The sequence below is a fragment of the Alkaliphilus crotonatoxidans genome (assembly GCF_054658015.1).
Map to the genome: position 1 here is coordinate 274,742 of NZ_BAAHXS010000003.1, position 16,234 is coordinate 290,975.

A 16,234-nucleotide genomic window follows, 5' to 3' on the forward strand; every position below is an offset into this window, starting at 1 on the left:
CAAATTCGATACACTGGAAGACCTAGAGACAGGTTTTAGAAGTACCTATAAGGATTTAAAACAAGAAGAAGGAGAAAACTACCAAAGGAACTGGGAACGTTTTAGAAGTACCTATAAGGATTTAAAACTTGCTTTTTTCTATCTGTTCCATTAGTTTAGCTTCTCGTTTTAGAAGTACCTATAAGGATTTAAAACATGGTACTAATCTCGATTCATCTTCAGCCTTCCATTGTTTTAGAAGTACCTATAAGGATTTAAAACATCCAAACCATAATTGTATCGGAGGTGGGCTAATGGCGTTTTAGAAGTACCTATAAGGATTTAAAACCCGAGCATAATCACCCAGGCCATAGACATTCTAAAGAGTTTTAGAAGTAAGGTTCTTATCCACAACGTTAGTTACCTATAAGGATTTATAACGTGACTTCTACAGTGTCTTCCCCGTAACGGGTTTCGAGTTTAGAAGATACCTATAAGACTTAAAACTGCCTAATGAAGTGTAGGTTTTTTAATAAAAGTTTCTTCATAGATAAAGGAATATGGTCTATTGTTAAGAAATAAACAATAAAATCAGCATTGCTTAGTTATTAACCTGGATACTAACAGCAAGCCCATATGTGGTGTAAAGGGGAGGCACGGCGATGAAATCAGAAGGCTTTAATGCCCACAGCAGAAGCATGATTTTAAAGTATGCCCAAGCAGAAAAAAACGTTTCCCATACCTGTAGACAGTTTGGTATTTCCAGAACCACATTTTATAAATGGCATAGAGCCTATCAAAGACATGGTTTAAATGGCCTAAAAAACAAGGAACGAAAAAAGCCCCAAATGCCTAATAAGGTGGGCAGAGCCATTGAAAATGAAATTTTAGCCTATGTAGCCGCATACCCGGCAGACGGGCCAAAAAGAATTTATTATGAGTTAAAGTCCCAGGGGGTTAACATTAGCGAATCTGGTATTTACAACGTTTTAAGACGTTATAACCTGTCACAAAAAACCCAAAGAATCATATATTCAAAAAACAAAAGGCATCATCCTAAAAAGCAGCAAAATCAAGACATAAAGTCAGACCTTGACCAAAAGCAAGAGGTGGCCTATCCGGGTCAATTTGTTATACATCGTATTGATTATATTGGAAAATTTGATGGAATTGGGAAAATTTATCAATATTGCTTATACGATGTCTACTCTAAACTGGGAGTCGTCAAGCTGTATAACAGGAGAAAAGACATCGATATTTGGTACCACTTTCAATTAAAGATTGTCTATTTGCTAAAGACCTTTAATCTAACAATTGATCATTTGGTCACGATCAAATCAAAGGAATTAATGGTTTATTTTTTAAAGGGAAATAAGTATCAGGAAATAATGGAGCACTTAAATATAAAGCACAGCTTCGTTGAACATGACAAACATTCCTTATTACATACTACAGATGATTTTATTGAAATTTTAATTAAAGGCTTTTATAGCAGAATTGGAACAGATTACAGCCTTGACTCCTTTGCCAAGGCCGAAAGGGAATTCAATAGGTTTTTGAGGCACTATAACTTTGTCAAAACCATCGCCAAAGGTTGTAATGCTGGCAAAACACCGGCAGAGGTGATTCTTGAAAGGGCAGCCCAAAACAATGTAGACTTTGATACACTGCCCCTCTGGATTTTATCTTTATTAAATCAGCCAAAGGGAGTTGATTACGATGGATAAAACAGGCTGCAGGGTTGCAGTCATCGGAGGAGGCCTTTCAGGACTTGTTATTGCAGCAGAACTACAAAGAAAGGGCTATCAAAATGTAACAGTTTTTGAAAAGGATAGTCGGGCTGGGGGAAAGCTGCATACCATTTGGTACAGGGGAAGACCCTATGAATTGGGAGCCCTTTTTGGTTTACCTGTTCAAAAACATTTAAGGGCCTTGATGAAATCATACAATATAAAAATTGATGGCCTGAATTTGTCTCGAATCAATTATGATATGTACGGTAACAAGGTTAAGCAGATCCCTAAATCGGACCTTAAAAATTTTCTTCAGGAGGTAGATCGGCTTCCAGAAGTACTGGAGGGCTATCGGTCCTTAGAAAAGATTAATATAAATAAGCTGGAGGCTCCATTAATGTGGCCCTTTGCTAAGTGGTGCGAATTTCATCAGTTTAAGATTTTAAAAAGTGTATATAGACATTATTTTACCAGCTATGGATTGGGAGACATAGACCGGGTACCTGCTCTATATGTACTACGAATATTAAATTATGATACAGTCATGTCTTTTTTAGAACTGCCGGAGTTTTTCACATGGAAATCCGGCGTGTATGCCTTGATTGACTGCTTAAGTCAGACCGTTAAAGAGTTAAGGCTAGGACAGGCTGTAACACAAATTGAATTGGCAAAGAATACGAAGCTAAGTGTGTATACCGAATTTGAAGAGCTAAAATTTGATCGTGTGATTATTACAGCTGCCCTTGATCAATTTAAAACGCTATTTAATGAAGATGAACAGATGAAGGAATTTTTATCCTGTATTCAATATCAAGATTACAATGTATATGTTTTTGGTTGCGAGAAGCTGCCGAAGGGATGCGGATGTATTTTAGAGAACCTAAATGCAAAAAGGAAGGGGCATCTTATCATATGGAATTCTCGCTGGGATGTTAATCAAGACCAGGGCTTATTAACTGTATATGCTTACCAGCATCCTGAACTCACCAGGGCAGAATCCTTAAGGATGATCGAAGGAGATTTGTTAAAGCTGGGTATTTCCAATCCAAGGTTATATCACTTTAAAACCTGGAAACAGTGCCCATATGTTGATACACCGGTATTGCAGCGGGGATTTTATGATAAGATGGAAGAAATGCAGGGGAAGCATCATATTTACCTGGCGGGAGAAATTATGAGTACCGTTTCCATGGAAAATTGTATTCGATACTCAAATTATTTGGTTAATCAATATTTTTAGTCGAAAGTTGCTTAGATGATTTTAATCATTAAAGCAACTTTTTTACTTTCATGTATTGTTTACACCCCTTAACATTAAAAGCTGTATCTTAAATGATTTAAATGGAGATTGAATTAATAAGATGATGTAAACCAGACTTAAAATATAAAGTGGAAAAAAGTATCAAATTTCAAGGATTTTCATATTTTGACAGCCCTATTAACTTTTCATATACTGAAAATGATAAATAATTAACAATACTAGAGTGGATAAGACTAACGGAAAAAAGGGCAAACCCCATGAAAAAGGAGGAGGGTATATGAATGACTTTAAAGTTCTTGAAATTAAAGAAAGTGTTTTTCAAGACAATAACCGGCAGGCTGATTTGTTAAGGCAGGAATTGAAAAGAAGCAAGACCTTTTTATTAAACCTGATGTCGTCACCGGGGTCAGGAAAAACGACAACTGTTTTAAGGACGATTGAAGCACTGAAGGAGGAAACCAGAATCGGCGTTTTAGAAGCAGATATTGACTCCGATGTAGATGCCCATAGGGTGGCTAAAACAGGCACAAAGGTGATTCAATTGCATACAGGAGGCATGTGTCATCTTGATGCAGATATGACCAAACAGGGGCTTTTTGGGCTGGGAATCGAAGATGTTGATTTTGTTATTTTAGAAAATGTAGGTAACTTAGTTTGCCCGGCAGAATTTGATACTGGTGCCTGTAAAAATGCTATGCTTTTAAGCGTTCCCGAAGGGGATGATAAGCCTCTGAAATATCCTCTGATGTTTTCCGTTGTTGACATTTTATTAATTAACAAAGTAGATACAATAGACTATTTTCAATTTGATTTAGCGGCTGTAGAGGAGCGTGTTAAAAAATTAAATCCTAATGTAAAGATTATTCCCATCTCTGCTAAAACGGGGGAGGGAATGGAGGCATGGATTGACTGGCTGCGTAGCGAAATTAAAGGCTGGAATGAAAATACAGTAGGCTAAAATTCATAGGGGGGATTTACATTGGTAAAAGACAGGGTCTTGGATCTTGCCAATCATATTAATCGATCAAAACGTGGCTCAAAATCAGGTATCAAGGCGGATGACCCGGAATATATGATTTTAGAGCCTGTTGTAACGGATGAAATGGCTGAGGTGGGCCTTTGCCTAGAGCTAAGGAAACCTAAGACAGCAAAAGACGTTGCCCTTTTATGTGGTAAATCAGTAGAAGAAGCTTCAAAACTCTTATGGGAATTGGCTGTTGCCGGTGTTTGCTTTGTGAATCAAATCGATGGGGTAGATCAATACTGGCTTGACACATGGATTCCAGGTGTGATGGAAATGATGGTGAATAATAAAGATAACGTCAACAGGTATCCTCAAATTGCCCAGGCCTTTGAAGCCTATGGACGGGTGAGGGGGCCCAAAACGGTGGGGAATTTTCCCGTGGGGAAGGGCTTGATGCGGGTAATTCCCATTGAAGAATCTATTCAGGGGGAAACCAGAAGGGCTTCCTACGAGGAGGTTTCTAAATACCTTTATGAGAATGAATTGTTTTCTGTATCGGATTGTTCTTGTCGTACGGCAAGGGAGGTAATGGGAGAAGGCTGTGGTCATTTAAAGGAAGACATGTGTATACAGATGGGCCATGCGGCTGAATACTATATTCGTACAGGTCGGGGGCGGCAGATCACCCGTGAGGAAGCCTTTGAAATCATCAAGAAAGCTGAAGAAAACGGACTGGTGCATCAAATTCCCAATACCGATGGTCCCGGAAAAACCCATGCCATATGTAACTGCTGCGGGTGCTCCTGTCTATCCCTAAGGACTGCTGAAATGTTTCTGAACACCGATATGGTACGATCAAACTATGTTTCCAGGGTTGATAAGGACAAATGTGTTGCCTGTGGTGAATGTGTAGAAAACTGCCAGGTAAATGCCTTAAGGCTGGGGCAAAAAATCTGTGCACCAACCCCCATTGAAATGGAACGACCCCTGCCCCACAATACGGAATGGGGCCCAGAGAAATGGAACCCGAATTATCGATCTAACAGACGGGTAGTAGAGGGGACTGGAACAAGTCCCTGTAAAGCAGAATGTCCAGCCCATATTGGTATTCAGGGTTATATCAAGCTGGCCTCCCAGGGTCGATACATCGAAGCCCTTGAATTGATTAAGGAAGAAAATCCCTTTCCGGCAGTTTGTGGTCGAATTTGTCCAAGAAAATGTGAATCGGCCTGTACCAGAACAGAAATCGATGATCCTATTGCAATTGACGAGATTAAAAAATTCATTGCAGATCAGGAATTGAATTCGGCCCACCGGTTTATACCAAAAAAGAAAGGGTGGCATACAGAAAAGATTGCCGTCATCGGTGCAGGCCCCGCAGGACTTTCCTGTGCTTACTACTTAGCTGTACAGGGCTATCCCGTAACGGTATTTGAAAAGGAAAAGGTCCTTGGTGGGATGTTAACCCTGGGCATACCCTCCTTTAGACTGGGCAGGGAAGTGGTAAAGGCAGAAATTGATATTTTAAAGGAATTAGGTGTGGAATTTAAAGTAGGTGTCGAGGTTGGTAAGGATGTCAGCCTTAAAGCCCTGAGGGAACAGGAATACAAAGCATTTTATCTGGCCGTTGGAGCCCAGTCAGGAAGAAGCCTTGGACTGGAAGGTGAAGAAGGAGAAGGTGTCATGACTGGTATTGATTTTCTTCGCCATATTAATCTTAATCAGGGAAAGAAAATTGAGGGGCCGGTCATTGTGATTGGTGGTGGAAACGTTGCCATTGATGTTGCCCGGACTGCCATTCGAATTGGTGCTTCACGGGTAGATCTGGTTTGTCTGGAAGGCAGAGGGGAAATGCCTGCCCTGGAAGAAGAAATTCAAGAGGCCATATCAGAAGGCATCTCGATTAATAATTCCTGGGGGCCAAAGAGGATTTTAACAGAAAACGGCCGGGTGACAGGAGTAGAATTTAAAAAATGTACTGCTGTCTTCGATGAAAACAATAGGTTTTGCCCTCAATTCAATGAAGCTGAAACAAAGGTGATGATGGGAAACCATGTGTTGATATCTGTCGGCCAAGCAATTTATTGGGGGAATTTAATTGCAGACAGCAAAATAGAATTAAATCATAATAATACGGTCAAGGCTGACCCCATTACCTTTCAAACTGCTGAGTCCGACGTGTTTGTGGGGGGAGACGTGTTTACAGGGCCTCAATTTGCCATCGATGCCATTGCACTGGGAAAGGAAGGGGCCATTTCCATTCATCGATATGTCCATCCCGGTCAGAGCCTAAGCCTTGGCCGTACAAAGCGTGAATATAGAGCCTTTGATAAAGGTAAGCTGGATCTTGAAGGCTATGATCGCCTTCCCAGACAAAGACCAAACCATTTTAACCCAAATAGGCCAAGGGAAACCTTTGAAGATTTACGGGCTGCCTTTACGCACCAGCAGGTAATGGAGGAAACAAAGCGCTGCCTGGGCTGTGGTGTTACAGTTGTAGATGAGCATCTATGTGTGGGTTGCGGGACTTGTGTCATTAAATGCAGGTTTGATGCTATTTCATTGGTAAGGAAATATGATGCCGCCGGCGTGGAATTAAGGGAATTAAGACCAATTATTATGAAACATGCCATCAGAAGAAAACTAAGAGTCAAAGCTAAAAACGTAAGGAACCTCTTTGATCGTTTTTTTAACAAGGCTTAGGCTGGGCAATGATTATTCTGAAAGGAGTGATGTTATATGTTCTTTTTTGATCCAATTCCTTGGTACAGTGTCATAATGTGGTTTGTTGTTTTAGGGGCTTTAATTGCTTTAAATGAATTGGTTCGTGCCAGCAAATGGGCAAGTATTATTATGTTTATGGTTTTACCGGTGATACTGACTGTGATTTGGTTTGTGAGGGGAGGCAATGAAATAACCTCCTGGTTTACCTGGGTAAAGGTCTATTCAGCCCTGGCTGGCAGTATCATTTATATGGTTGTCAGATTTACAGATTATCACAAGGGGCATAAAGGTTATTTAATTCTTATTCCAGCTATTCTAGCTCTGAATATTTTAGAAGCCACCATACGGGAATTTCAGGTTGGGATCGTTGGTTTTAACGGAATGGTTGACGGAATGTATTATATTTCTGGTGGCTGGAACTACGTGAATGGATTTTCAGGTATTCTCAATATGGTATTAATCTGTGGCTGGGTGGGTATATACGGAACCACCGGTAAGCGTAGGGATATGATATGGCCTGATCAAACCCTGCTGTATATCATAGCCTATGCCCTTTGGAATATTGCATATGTATACTCCTGTGCTCCGGGAAATGCCTTCTATTCTGGTGTGGCACTGAATATTGCCCCCATTATACCGGCCTTATTCTGGGCTAAAGGAACCTGGATGCAAAACCGGGCCCATACCCTGTCTTTCTGGATGATGTGGGTCATGACCTTTCCTTATTTCTTTGCAACAGGCAGCACCTTTAATGTAAGGGTGAGCTATAACCCTGCTGCCAACTGGACCCTGGCATTAATCACCTTAGCCCTTCATATTGTCCTGGCTGTTTGGCAGGTCTATCGAATTGTAAAATATAAGCTCAATCCATTTAAGGATGAAATTTGGTCCAATACAAAGGGAGTAGAAGGTCAATCAATAGGCTGATGAACAAATTAACTTTGACCCCTGGGAGGTGGGCAGATGTGCATGAATTAGGTGTGGTGATAGAGGTAATTAAAAGGGTCGAACAAATTGCAACGGCAAATAACTTAACAAAAATCGACACCCTGGTTCTTCAAATTGGCGAGCTTTCATCCATCATACCCAGATACGTAGAGGCCTGCTACCCTGCTGCGGTTGATGGTACACTAATGCAAGAAACAAAGCTCAAAATAGAGATTGTGCCTGGTAATGTCATGTGTCAATCGTGTCATCAGGTATTTAATTATCTTGAACACCATAAAAAATGCCCTGGCTGTGAAAGTACAAAGCTAGATCTACTTAGCGGAAGAGAATTTCTAATTAAAGAAATCATTGCATTTTAGAAATTAAAATAGGTAAATCCTAAAGGAATGGCTATGTTTACTGAATATAGTACATTCCTTTTCTCAATATTCTAAGGAACGAGCAAAGCACCGCAGAAAAAACTGTATCCTATATATAAATATTTGCTGGGTACCTTTATAGACTGTTTTCTGCCTTTGGGTATTAACTTAATAAACTGGATATTATTCTCTTTTTTTGCTAGTAGTGGGTTTTGAAAAAAACAAAAGGTATATGCCAAATCCAATTTTGATAATCCCATCACTAAACGCGAAGGCGATAAATGGAACTTCAGGCAAGAACATACCCAAAAGTGCGTTAGCAGTAGATAAAATAGCAATTCCTATCATGGAAATTCCATGCACAAAATAGAATGGGAAAAAGTGTAATCCAACAGCGAGAAAGGCACTTAACCATATCATCCTCCAATTTTGCGATGGAAAAAATGGGCCAGCTAAAATAAACATAAGCGGAAATAGAATTATGACGGAAAAAGTATCCATATTTTTTTGAAATTTTGAGGACGCTCCCCATGACAGCTTCAACATCACTTTTTTATTAATTCCGGAAATATAAAATCCGATTAAAAAACCTATCGTAAAAATAATGGGATTTATTTTTTGCTCTCTACCAAAAATAGCAGCAATAATTATTACGACACCAATAATCAGAAACCATAAACCACAACGTCGCTTATCGTTATACTCTCGAACTTCATTTTTTTTATAACCTAAAAATCCCACTCCAACACCAACCTTTTAATTTAGATTATTTCACTAGATTTAGCATTTGATAATTTTTCTATACCTTCATTATATCATTGCCCTTGCCTATCTGTCATTGTTCCTTCGTCTTACTGGAACCGTTTCGATTTATCATAGCTGCTAACAACCTGATCAAGGGCTTGGTCAATGTTGCTATAGCAAAGGCATATCAATAAATCTGAGCATATTTCTAATTATTTACCATAAAATTATAATATTGATAAAAAATGTTAATTACGAGGTTGCTATGATATAATTAACGTAGTGTTACTGACGGATTTACGATGTGTGTTTATTTTTAAAAACAGAGGGGCTAATGGAATCGTTGGTATTATAACAATTGCTTTACCACTATACTAGAGGGGTGAAAAAATGAAAATGAGTGATAATATGTGGAAGCGTCATGCAAATCCATGGAGTGTATGGACTCGATTTGCAGCCATTCCAGCTTTTATACTGGCAGTTTGGAGCAGAGCCTGGTGGGGATGGCTATCCTTAATCCCGATTGGCTTGGTTTTGGTTTGGTTGGTTCTCAATGTACTCGTTTTTTCGCCTGTTGCTTCACCCCAAAGCTGGGCTTCCAAGGGCATATATGGCGAGCAGCTATGGCTGAAAAAGAGAGACGAAATACCGAAACATTATGCGGTCGTTCAACGCTGGCTGATTATTCTTGGGATCGCAGGAATGCTATTGATTGCTTGGGGATTATATCAATTTCATTTATGGGTCTGCCTTTTGGGGGCTGTCATCTTAATTTTAGCTCAATTATGGCGTATCGATCGTTTCAGTACACTTTATGAATTGTATAGTATTCAGGATCATCAATAAAATGAATGTGTTATTATCTTAAAATATCATATCAACCTCAGAATTAGTGCGTATTAACACCAACTTAAACTTTGTTGAATTTTTTTTATTATGATAGGTTTAAAATTAAATACTTCTCTAATTTTAAGGATTTTATAAAATACTTATGATAAAATATTACTAATAGCAAAACAAGGTATGTGTAAGCCTATCGACCTAATTCACTTTGGTTGATTATATATAATCGGAGGGATTGATTTGAACAATAATAATGATAATAGCCATTCTAAATACCTTGTCATTGGAATGATGATTGGTATGTTTGTGGGTGCTGTTTTTTCGATAATTATGAGAAAAAACACATTCCTCTCAATAAGTGGGACAGGCTTCGGTCTATCACTTGGCCTACTAATTGCAAATATTATATGGTGTTTAAAGAAGGGGACGAGTTAATCTGTGATAAAATCATAGGTATAGGTGGAAGTTTAGATCCTAAATGTTTATATCGAATGAAACCGTAATTCTAACATGGAATTATGGTTTTTTTCATTGATAACCAAACCAGGATGTTATTAAAAAGGTATGATGACGGTATTAAATCCTTAAAAAATAAAAAGAGCATAGAGAGTCAAGTGAGCTTAATGACCTCATGGTATCCTATTTAAAAAGGAGGTGCATAATATGCACGCATGGGAACAAATACAGAAAACAGTAGATTATATTGAGGAACACATTTCAGAGGAAATTAGAATTGAAACCCTGGCAAAAATTGCAGCGTTGTCACCATTTTATTATCAAAGGCTCTTTAGCCGACTGGTTCATAAGCCTGTCAATGAGTATATCAAGCTTCGTCGTCTTGCAAGGGCATCAGAAGCCTTGGTTAAGCAAGACAAACGGATTATCGATGTTGCTTTAGATTTTGGTTTTTCCTCACATGGGCTTTTTACAAGGACATTTAAGGCTTGCTTTGGTATAACCCCCGAGGAATTCCGCCAAAGCCCTGTACGGCTGAACCATTTTATCAAACCTCAATTGCATCTAAATTATACCCTGGTAAATGAGAATGTTCCGCTGATTGCGGATGGGATCATTCTTGAGATGACCCGTAAACAAATTTCTTCAACACAATATTTTATTGGACTTACAACAGAAGAACCCATCGATCAAATGCCAGGTGGGGGAGAAACAGGAGTAGATACCCTGGGAATTTTGTGGGATACCTTCCATGAGAAAAAGCCAACTATTGAGGGAATAAAGCCTGATGGGGATGAACTAGGTGTTGCCTTTTCTGGAACAAAGGAAGGGCATTATTGCTACTTTGCCGGGGCAGAGGCTTTTTCAAAGGGGACCATAGCAGACTATGATACATGGGAACTGCCAGCGGGGGAATATATAGTCTGTAGCTTTGAGGCAGAGAACTTTGAACAGCTTATTATGGATGCCGTCTATAAGGCACATCAATATCTTTTTGAAACATGGCTGCCAGAGCATAAGCTGATGACAACGCCCTTTGCTGCTGAACGATATGCTAGTCATGGGCCTGACACAACCACAATGGAAATATGGGTTATGCTGGTTTCAATGGAAGGGCAAGGGGATTAAAAAGTCTTGACCTAAACAATCAAAAATAAAATGAATCAGATTGATTGCTTCAATGCAGGGCGGGTACATTAAAAAAAATGCACCGGCCTTTTTATTCTGCTATTAATCGTTCCTCTCCTGGAAAACGGGTATATTAGACAGATAGGTATATTAAATTGATGGAAGCAGAAACTAAGATCAATTTTAAAAGTACTAAAGGATTTTTAATGAAATGATATAAAGAGTGAAGGAGAAGGAGAATTATGATCAAAAAAGTAATGGAAGTTGGATGGAATCTCGATCACAGCTATGCTCGTCTTCCAAAATCCTTTTATTCCAAGATTAATCCAACACCGGTGAACTCACCTGAATTGGTTATTCTCAACGATTCTTTAGCCAGGGAACTGGGGTTGAATCCCCAGACCCTTAAGGAACCAGAAGGTGTGGCGGTCTTGGCCGGTAATCAAGTTCCCCAGGGGGCTGAACCCGTCGCCCAGGCCTATGGAGGGCACCAATTCGGATATTTTACCATGCTGGGAGACGGAAGGACCGTACTATTGGGGGAACAGATTACCCTTGAAGGAAAACGAGTAGATATTCAATTGAAGGGGTCAGGCAGAACGCCTTATTCACGGGGCGGAGATGGGCGAGCAGTCCTTGGGCCCATGCTAAGGGAGTATATCATCAGTGAGGCGATGGCGGGTCTAGGTATTCCCACCACCCGAAGTCTGGCGGTGGCCAAAACAGGGCAGTCAGTGATGCGGGAAACAGCTCTGCCTGGAGCAGTGCTAACCAGAGTAGCTTCCAGCCATATAAGGGTTGGTACCTTCCAATATGCCTCAGTCTGGGGGAAGGTTGAAGAGCTTCGAGCCCTGGCAGATTATACACTAAAACGGCATTTTCCAGAGGCAGAGGCTGACGAAAATCCATACCTTTCGTTATTGAAGGAGGCAATAAAAGTTCAGGCGGCCCTCATTGCCAAATGGCAGCTGGTGGGCTTTGTTCACGGAGTGATGAACACAGACAATATGACCCTCAGTGGAGAAACAATAGACTATGGGCCCTGTGCCTTTATGGACACCTACGACCCCAAAACAGTATTCAGCTCCATTGATACCCAGGGACGATATGCCTATGGTAATCAGCCCGGTATTGGGCTATGGAACCTGGCCAGATTAGCCGATGCCCTGTTGCCGTTGCTGCACACTGATCAGGAAGAGGCCCTTCAGCTGGCCCAGGAAGCACTTGCAGAATATGAAGACGTGTATCGAAACAATTGGCTGACAGGGATGGCGGCAAAGCTGGGAATTTTTAATTATGAACCCCAGGATAAGGGACTGATTGAAGGTCTGCTGGGTATGATGGAGAAGCACAGGGCCGACTACACCAATACTTTCCTAGCCTTAACCTTTGATCGCTTAGAGGAGACACCCTTCTTTAACACCCAGGATTTCCACCAATGGCATGAGGCCTGGCAGGCAAGATTAAATCAGCAGCCACAATCAAAGGAACAATTTCATCAATTAATGAAGGACAATAACCCTGCCCTGATTCCCCGGAATCATCGGGTGGAGGAGGCACTGGAAGCTGCTGAGAAGAGGGAGGATTATAGTGTAATGAATCGGCTGTTAAATGCCCTTTCCAATCCCTACGATCATCGTCCTGATCAGCGTGAATACGCTTCACCACCGGCCCCTTCTGCTTGTCCCTATCGAACCTTTTGTGGTACCTAATAAGCCTGTATATATTAACTTAAATAATCCCAGTTAGTATTATGATTGCTACTGGGATTTATTTTTCTATTTAAGCTTGGCATGGCTATAATTAAAGGGAATGCTAGTACCTACCACCACATCCTCGATTTTCTCCAATATAAGCCAGTCATCCATATTCCGTTGATGGTCAAATTTTAAGGGATCAATTTCCTTCACATCGGTAAATTCTACCAAACACAGGCACTTTTTATGCCATCGGGCCCGCTGTTTATCTGTTAAATTCAGCTTATTCTGATTGGTATCAAGTACCTTGACAATTTCCTCATCGGTAAGCTTAATGTAATTTTGAACATCTGTCACCGTAGCCATGGCGGTAATAATTCCTGATCCCTTTTTAATAAAGTACAGCAATTCCCCCTTCAGAACCCTGCTATGGGGAATTTTTCTTCCCGCTGCCCCCCGTACAACCATTGTCTTAGTTCCTTCCGTTATTTTTTCCAAAACCTTTTCTTTATCATCACAATAGACTAAATGAACCATGGTAAAGCCTCCTTTGGCATAAATTTAATGCAGGTGGGCCAGCTAGACCCCTCTCTAAGGATAACACAGCCTTTAATAAAGCCTCCTCTTATTCCTTGCACATAAAAGAGAGGTAAGTTTTTCCTAAAAAGAAAATGTTCTTGAACATACCCTTTAAAGAATTATAGAATTGGGTATAAGGCATAATAATTATAACAAGTAAAGGAGTGAAAGGCCAATGAAAAAGCTGCTGCTAGTGTTAAGTACAATATTATTGTTAACAGCCTGTACCAAGGAGCCGGCACCAAATAATCCGGTAGAGGAGCCTACGGAATACACCGTTGAGGATTATTTTCCCTTTATAGAAAACACACGATTGGTTTATGAGGGAGAAGGCAATGAATATGCTGCAAAGGAAGTTTACTTTGACTTTATTGAAGGCAGCAGAGCTCAGCTTCGTATAAGTAATCCTGGAACCACAGTGGCCCAGGTATATGAGGTTAGAAATGGCGAGGTTCGGTTACTCAGTTCTCAGGAAGAAATGTATATATTTCATAATATGATAGAGGATTTATCAGCCAATACTTCATCGGCTGAGGTGGTATTAAAGGAGCCCCTTGTCAAAGGAACCAGCTGGACCCTCACCGATGGTCGAGTTAGAGAAATTACTGGGGAACAGGTACCGGTCAAGACTCCCCATGGGGATTATGAGGCCCTTGAGGTGACCACCATAGTCGATGAGGAAGTTAAAACCGTAGACTACTATGCAGTGGATAGAGGGTTAATTAAGACGGTTTATACCAGCGGTGACATTGAAATAGTGACAGCCTTGGCACAGCTAGAGGAAAATGCAGCCGTTAATAAGCAAATTCGCTTTTATTATCCAGATTTCCATAATGAAACCATTGTCTATGTAGAGGAAATGGTAGAATTTCAAACCAATGATGACATTAAGAGGATTTTTCAAGAAAGACTAAAGGAAGGGCCAGGAGAAGAAATCAGGCATGTAATTGATAAAAATGTAGAGATAAAGGAAGTTTTGTATCAACCAAAGGAGGAATCGGTGCTTGTAGATTTCAATAGCAATTTAATTACCGAAATGAATGCCGGTGCTTTTCTGGAGGGACAGATTTTAAAGAGCCTAGCCAATAGCTTTGGGGACTATTTCAATGTACCAAAGGTCTTTCTCCGAATTGAAGGAGAAACCTATGGGTCTGGGCACTTCTTTTTGGAAGAGGATGAATATTTGACCCCTGCCCTGGAAGAAGCCCAACCCTATCATCAGTGATAGCTGAAAAAATCTAGTACAGAGGTTAAAAATCCTGCTTAAATAGTAAAACTTGAATTATTCAACGAGTTAAATTAATGTTATAAAAGAGGGCTGTCTCTAAATGATTAATTAATCATTGGAAAAGGCAGCTCTTTTTTCATTTATTAAGGAAAAAACTCCTCTATATGGAAGTAAAAAGGATATGTAAAAGCTTTCTTTTTTTTTAGTAGGATCTTTTTCAAAAATAATGAAAACCATTGAAAATTAAGGTTTATAACAAAAAAAGGAGTGTTAGATTTGACTCTACTAAAAAAATTAAGAAGGATATTTTTATTAAAAATATAATTATAATTTAAGGCAAAAATACAGTAAAGGTCAGGTGATTCAATGAAGCTGAAGGATTTTGAATTGGAGGTATACTTTGATAAACACGAGTTTTCTGCTCCTTATTTGCTTGCCCAGTCAGACTGTGAAGCCATGACAATAGGGGAGCTTTTAACCTACGAGCCAGGGGCCCAGGAGGCCCTGCTAAATGGCTGGTTAGGCTACACTGAGGTGGCCGGGAATCCAGCCCTTAGGGAGGCCATAGCAGGGCTTTATCAGGGGATAAAAGAAGATGAGGTAATTGTCCATGTGGGAGCCCAGGAGGCAATCTTTAACTTTATGAATGTCTGCCTGAACAAAGGTGATCACATCATTAGCCAATTCCCAGTTTACCAATCCCTTTATGGGGTAGCCGAAGCCCTGGGCTGTCAGGTGTCAAAATGGCATCTTAAGCAGACAGCCGCTGGGTGGGCCATGGATTTTGATGAGCTGGAAAAATTAATTAAGCCCAATACCAGACTAATTTGCGTCAATAGCCCCAATAACCCTACAGGTTATATTTTTAGCCCCGAGGAAATGAAAAAAATTGCAGATATTGCTGCCAGGCACAACCTTTATGTATTTTATGATGAGGTCTATAAGGGGAGTGAATTCGATGAAATAGAGCGGCCCTGGTTTGCAGACCTCTATGAAAAGGGCGTGTCTTTGGGAGTTATGTCTAAGTCCTATGGCCTAGCTGGTTTGAGAATTGGCTGGATTGCCACCAAGGATAAGGATATTAGAGAAAAGATGAAACGGTTTAAGCACTATACCAGCATATGCAGCAGCGCTCCGGCTGAAGAGCTGGCCCTGATTGCCCTGCGTCATGGTGATAAGATACTAAAAAGGAATCGAAAAATCATAGAAGATAATCTCAAGATTGCAGATGCCTTCTTTAAAAAATATAGTCAGTTATTTCAGTATAATCGTCCCATGGCGGGCCCCATCGGATTCCACCGGATCAACATTGAAATTCCCATCAGACAATTTTGTGATCAGTTGGTGGCTGAAAAGGGGGTTTTACTGCTGCCGGCAGATACTTATTTCTATGACGGACCCTATTTTAGAATGGGCTTTGGCAGAAGAAGCTTTGATGCCAATCTAAAGATTTTTGAAGCATATTTAATTGAAAAGAAATTGGTTTAAGATTGAAATCCTGAATACTTAAAAGGCAGTTCAACCTACCTTTTTTGTTAGGAGGATGATTATTTAAGTGTGGTTTCAGATATGCTGGGCCATGCTCTAGGCA

13 protein-coding genes and 1 CRISPR repeat array (1 of these 14 only partly in view) are annotated in these 16,234 nt (G+C 40.2%); of the genes, 11 read left to right on the forward strand and 2 right to left on the reverse strand.

The window, feature by feature from the left end; translation table 11 throughout:
* Positions 1-328: direct repeats of the CRISPR family, unit length 30 nt; unit sequence GTTTTAGAAGTACCTATAAGGATTTAAAAC (it extends 37 nt beyond the left edge of the window).
* Positions 329-641: 313 nt separating this feature from the next.
* From ACYQ1I_RS02265 to ACYQ1I_RS02290, 6 genes are all read left to right on the forward strand, one after another.
* Entirely contained in the window at positions 642-1,706 is a 1,065-nt protein-coding gene (locus tag ACYQ1I_RS02265; RefSeq protein ID WP_459762045.1) for a helix-turn-helix domain-containing protein, read from the forward strand.
* Entirely contained in the window at positions 1,699-2,952 is a 1,254-nt protein-coding gene (locus ACYQ1I_RS02270; protein ID WP_459762047.1) for an FAD-dependent oxidoreductase, read from the forward strand. The genes ACYQ1I_RS02265 and ACYQ1I_RS02270 overlap by 8 nt, the downstream gene beginning before the upstream one ends.
* A gap of 298 nt (positions 2,953-3,250) precedes the next feature.
* On the forward strand, positions 3,251-3,931 hold the full coding sequence (gene hypB / locus ACYQ1I_RS02275) for a hydrogenase nickel incorporation protein HypB (protein ID WP_459762049.1): 681 nt from the start codon (positions 3,251-3,253) through the stop codon (positions 3,929-3,931).
* Positions 3,932-3,952: 21 nt separating this feature from the next.
* On the forward strand, positions 3,953-6,640 hold the full coding sequence (locus ACYQ1I_RS02280) for an FAD-dependent oxidoreductase (protein ID WP_459762051.1): 2,688 nt from the start codon (positions 3,953-3,955) through the stop codon (positions 6,638-6,640).
* Positions 6,641-6,676: 36 nt separating this feature from the next.
* Positions 6,677-7,588, forward strand: a complete 912-nt coding sequence (locus ACYQ1I_RS02285; RefSeq protein ID WP_459762053.1) for a DUF5692 family protein — start codon at positions 6,677-6,679, stop codon at positions 7,586-7,588.
* Between the two features lie 38 nt (positions 7,589-7,626).
* Entirely contained in the window at positions 7,627-7,968 is a 342-nt protein-coding gene (locus ACYQ1I_RS02290) for a hydrogenase maturation nickel metallochaperone HypA/HybF (protein WP_459762055.1), read from the forward strand.
* Positions 7,969-8,151: 183 nt separating this feature from the next.
* Here ACYQ1I_RS02290 and ACYQ1I_RS02295 read toward each other — a convergent pair whose 3' ends face one another.
* A complete protein-coding gene (locus ACYQ1I_RS02295; protein WP_459762057.1) occupies positions 8,152-8,709 on the reverse strand; it encodes a DUF6609 family protein in 558 nt (185 codons plus the stop codon).
* A gap of 393 nt (positions 8,710-9,102) precedes the next feature.
* Here ACYQ1I_RS02295 and ACYQ1I_RS02300 point away from each other — a divergent pair, with 393 nt between their 5' ends.
* From ACYQ1I_RS02300 to ACYQ1I_RS02310, 3 genes are all read left to right on the forward strand, one after another.
* Positions 9,103-9,558, forward strand: a complete 456-nt coding sequence (locus ACYQ1I_RS02300) for a DUF6653 family protein (protein ID WP_459762059.1) — start codon at positions 9,103-9,105, stop codon at positions 9,556-9,558.
* A gap of 660 nt (positions 9,559-10,218) precedes the next feature.
* A complete protein-coding gene (locus tag ACYQ1I_RS02305) occupies positions 10,219-11,139 on the forward strand; it encodes an AraC family transcriptional regulator (RefSeq protein ID WP_459762061.1) in 921 nt (306 codons plus the stop codon).
* A gap of 242 nt (positions 11,140-11,381) precedes the next feature.
* The gene (locus ACYQ1I_RS02310) at positions 11,382-12,851 is read left to right on the forward strand and encodes a protein adenylyltransferase SelO (protein ID WP_459762063.1); all 1,470 of its coding nucleotides are present in this window, start codon (positions 11,382-11,384) and stop codon (positions 12,849-12,851) included.
* A 66-nt stretch (positions 12,852-12,917) separates the two neighbouring features.
* Here ACYQ1I_RS02310 and ACYQ1I_RS02315 read toward each other — a convergent pair whose 3' ends face one another.
* Positions 12,918-13,373: a hypothetical protein gene (locus tag ACYQ1I_RS02315; protein WP_459762065.1), complete on the reverse strand. Its 456-nt coding sequence runs from the start codon at positions 13,371-13,373 to the stop codon at positions 12,918-12,920.
* Between the two features lie 217 nt (positions 13,374-13,590).
* On the opposite strand from ACYQ1I_RS02315, the gene ACYQ1I_RS02320 reads away from it, so the two are divergent.
* A complete protein-coding gene (locus tag ACYQ1I_RS02320) occupies positions 13,591-14,640 on the forward strand; it encodes a GerMN domain-containing protein (RefSeq protein WP_459762067.1) in 1,050 nt (349 codons plus the stop codon).
* A gap of 369 nt (positions 14,641-15,009) precedes the next feature.
* Positions 15,010-16,131, forward strand: coding sequence for an aminotransferase class I/II-fold pyridoxal phosphate-dependent enzyme (locus ACYQ1I_RS02325; protein WP_459762069.1), 1,122 nt, complete (start codon positions 15,010-15,012; stop codon positions 16,129-16,131).
* Positions 16,132-16,234: the final 103 nt, after the last annotated feature.

Excerpts from the sequence above, each read along its gene's own strand:
- ACYQ1I_RS02325 (WP_459762069.1), top strand. The coding sequence starts at position 15,010 with ATGAAGCTGAAGGATTTTGAATTGGAGGTATACTTTGATAAACACGAG.
- ACYQ1I_RS02305 (WP_459762061.1), top strand. The coding sequence starts at position 10,219 with ATGCACGCATGGGAACAAATACAGAAAACAGTAGATTATATTGAGGAA.
- ACYQ1I_RS02315 (WP_459762065.1), bottom strand. The coding sequence starts at position 13,373 with ATGGTTCATTTAGTCTATTGTGATGATAAAGAAAAGGTTTTGGAAAAA.
- ACYQ1I_RS02270 (WP_459762047.1), top strand. The coding sequence starts at position 1,699 with ATGGATAAAACAGGCTGCAGGGTTGCAGTCATCGGAGGAGGCCTTTCA.
- hypB (WP_459762049.1), top strand. The coding sequence starts at position 3,251 with ATGAATGACTTTAAAGTTCTTGAAATTAAAGAAAGTGTTTTTCAAGAC.
- ACYQ1I_RS02300 (WP_459762059.1), top strand. The coding sequence starts at position 9,103 with ATGAAAATGAGTGATAATATGTGGAAGCGTCATGCAAATCCATGGAGT.
- ACYQ1I_RS02285 (WP_459762053.1), top strand. The coding sequence starts at position 6,677 with ATGTTCTTTTTTGATCCAATTCCTTGGTACAGTGTCATAATGTGGTTT.
- ACYQ1I_RS02265 (WP_459762045.1), top strand. The coding sequence starts at position 642 with ATGAAATCAGAAGGCTTTAATGCCCACAGCAGAAGCATGATTTTAAAG.
- ACYQ1I_RS02320 (WP_459762067.1), top strand. The coding sequence starts at position 13,591 with ATGAAAAAGCTGCTGCTAGTGTTAAGTACAATATTATTGTTAACAGCC.
- ACYQ1I_RS02310 (WP_459762063.1), top strand. The coding sequence starts at position 11,382 with ATGATCAAAAAAGTAATGGAAGTTGGATGGAATCTCGATCACAGCTAT.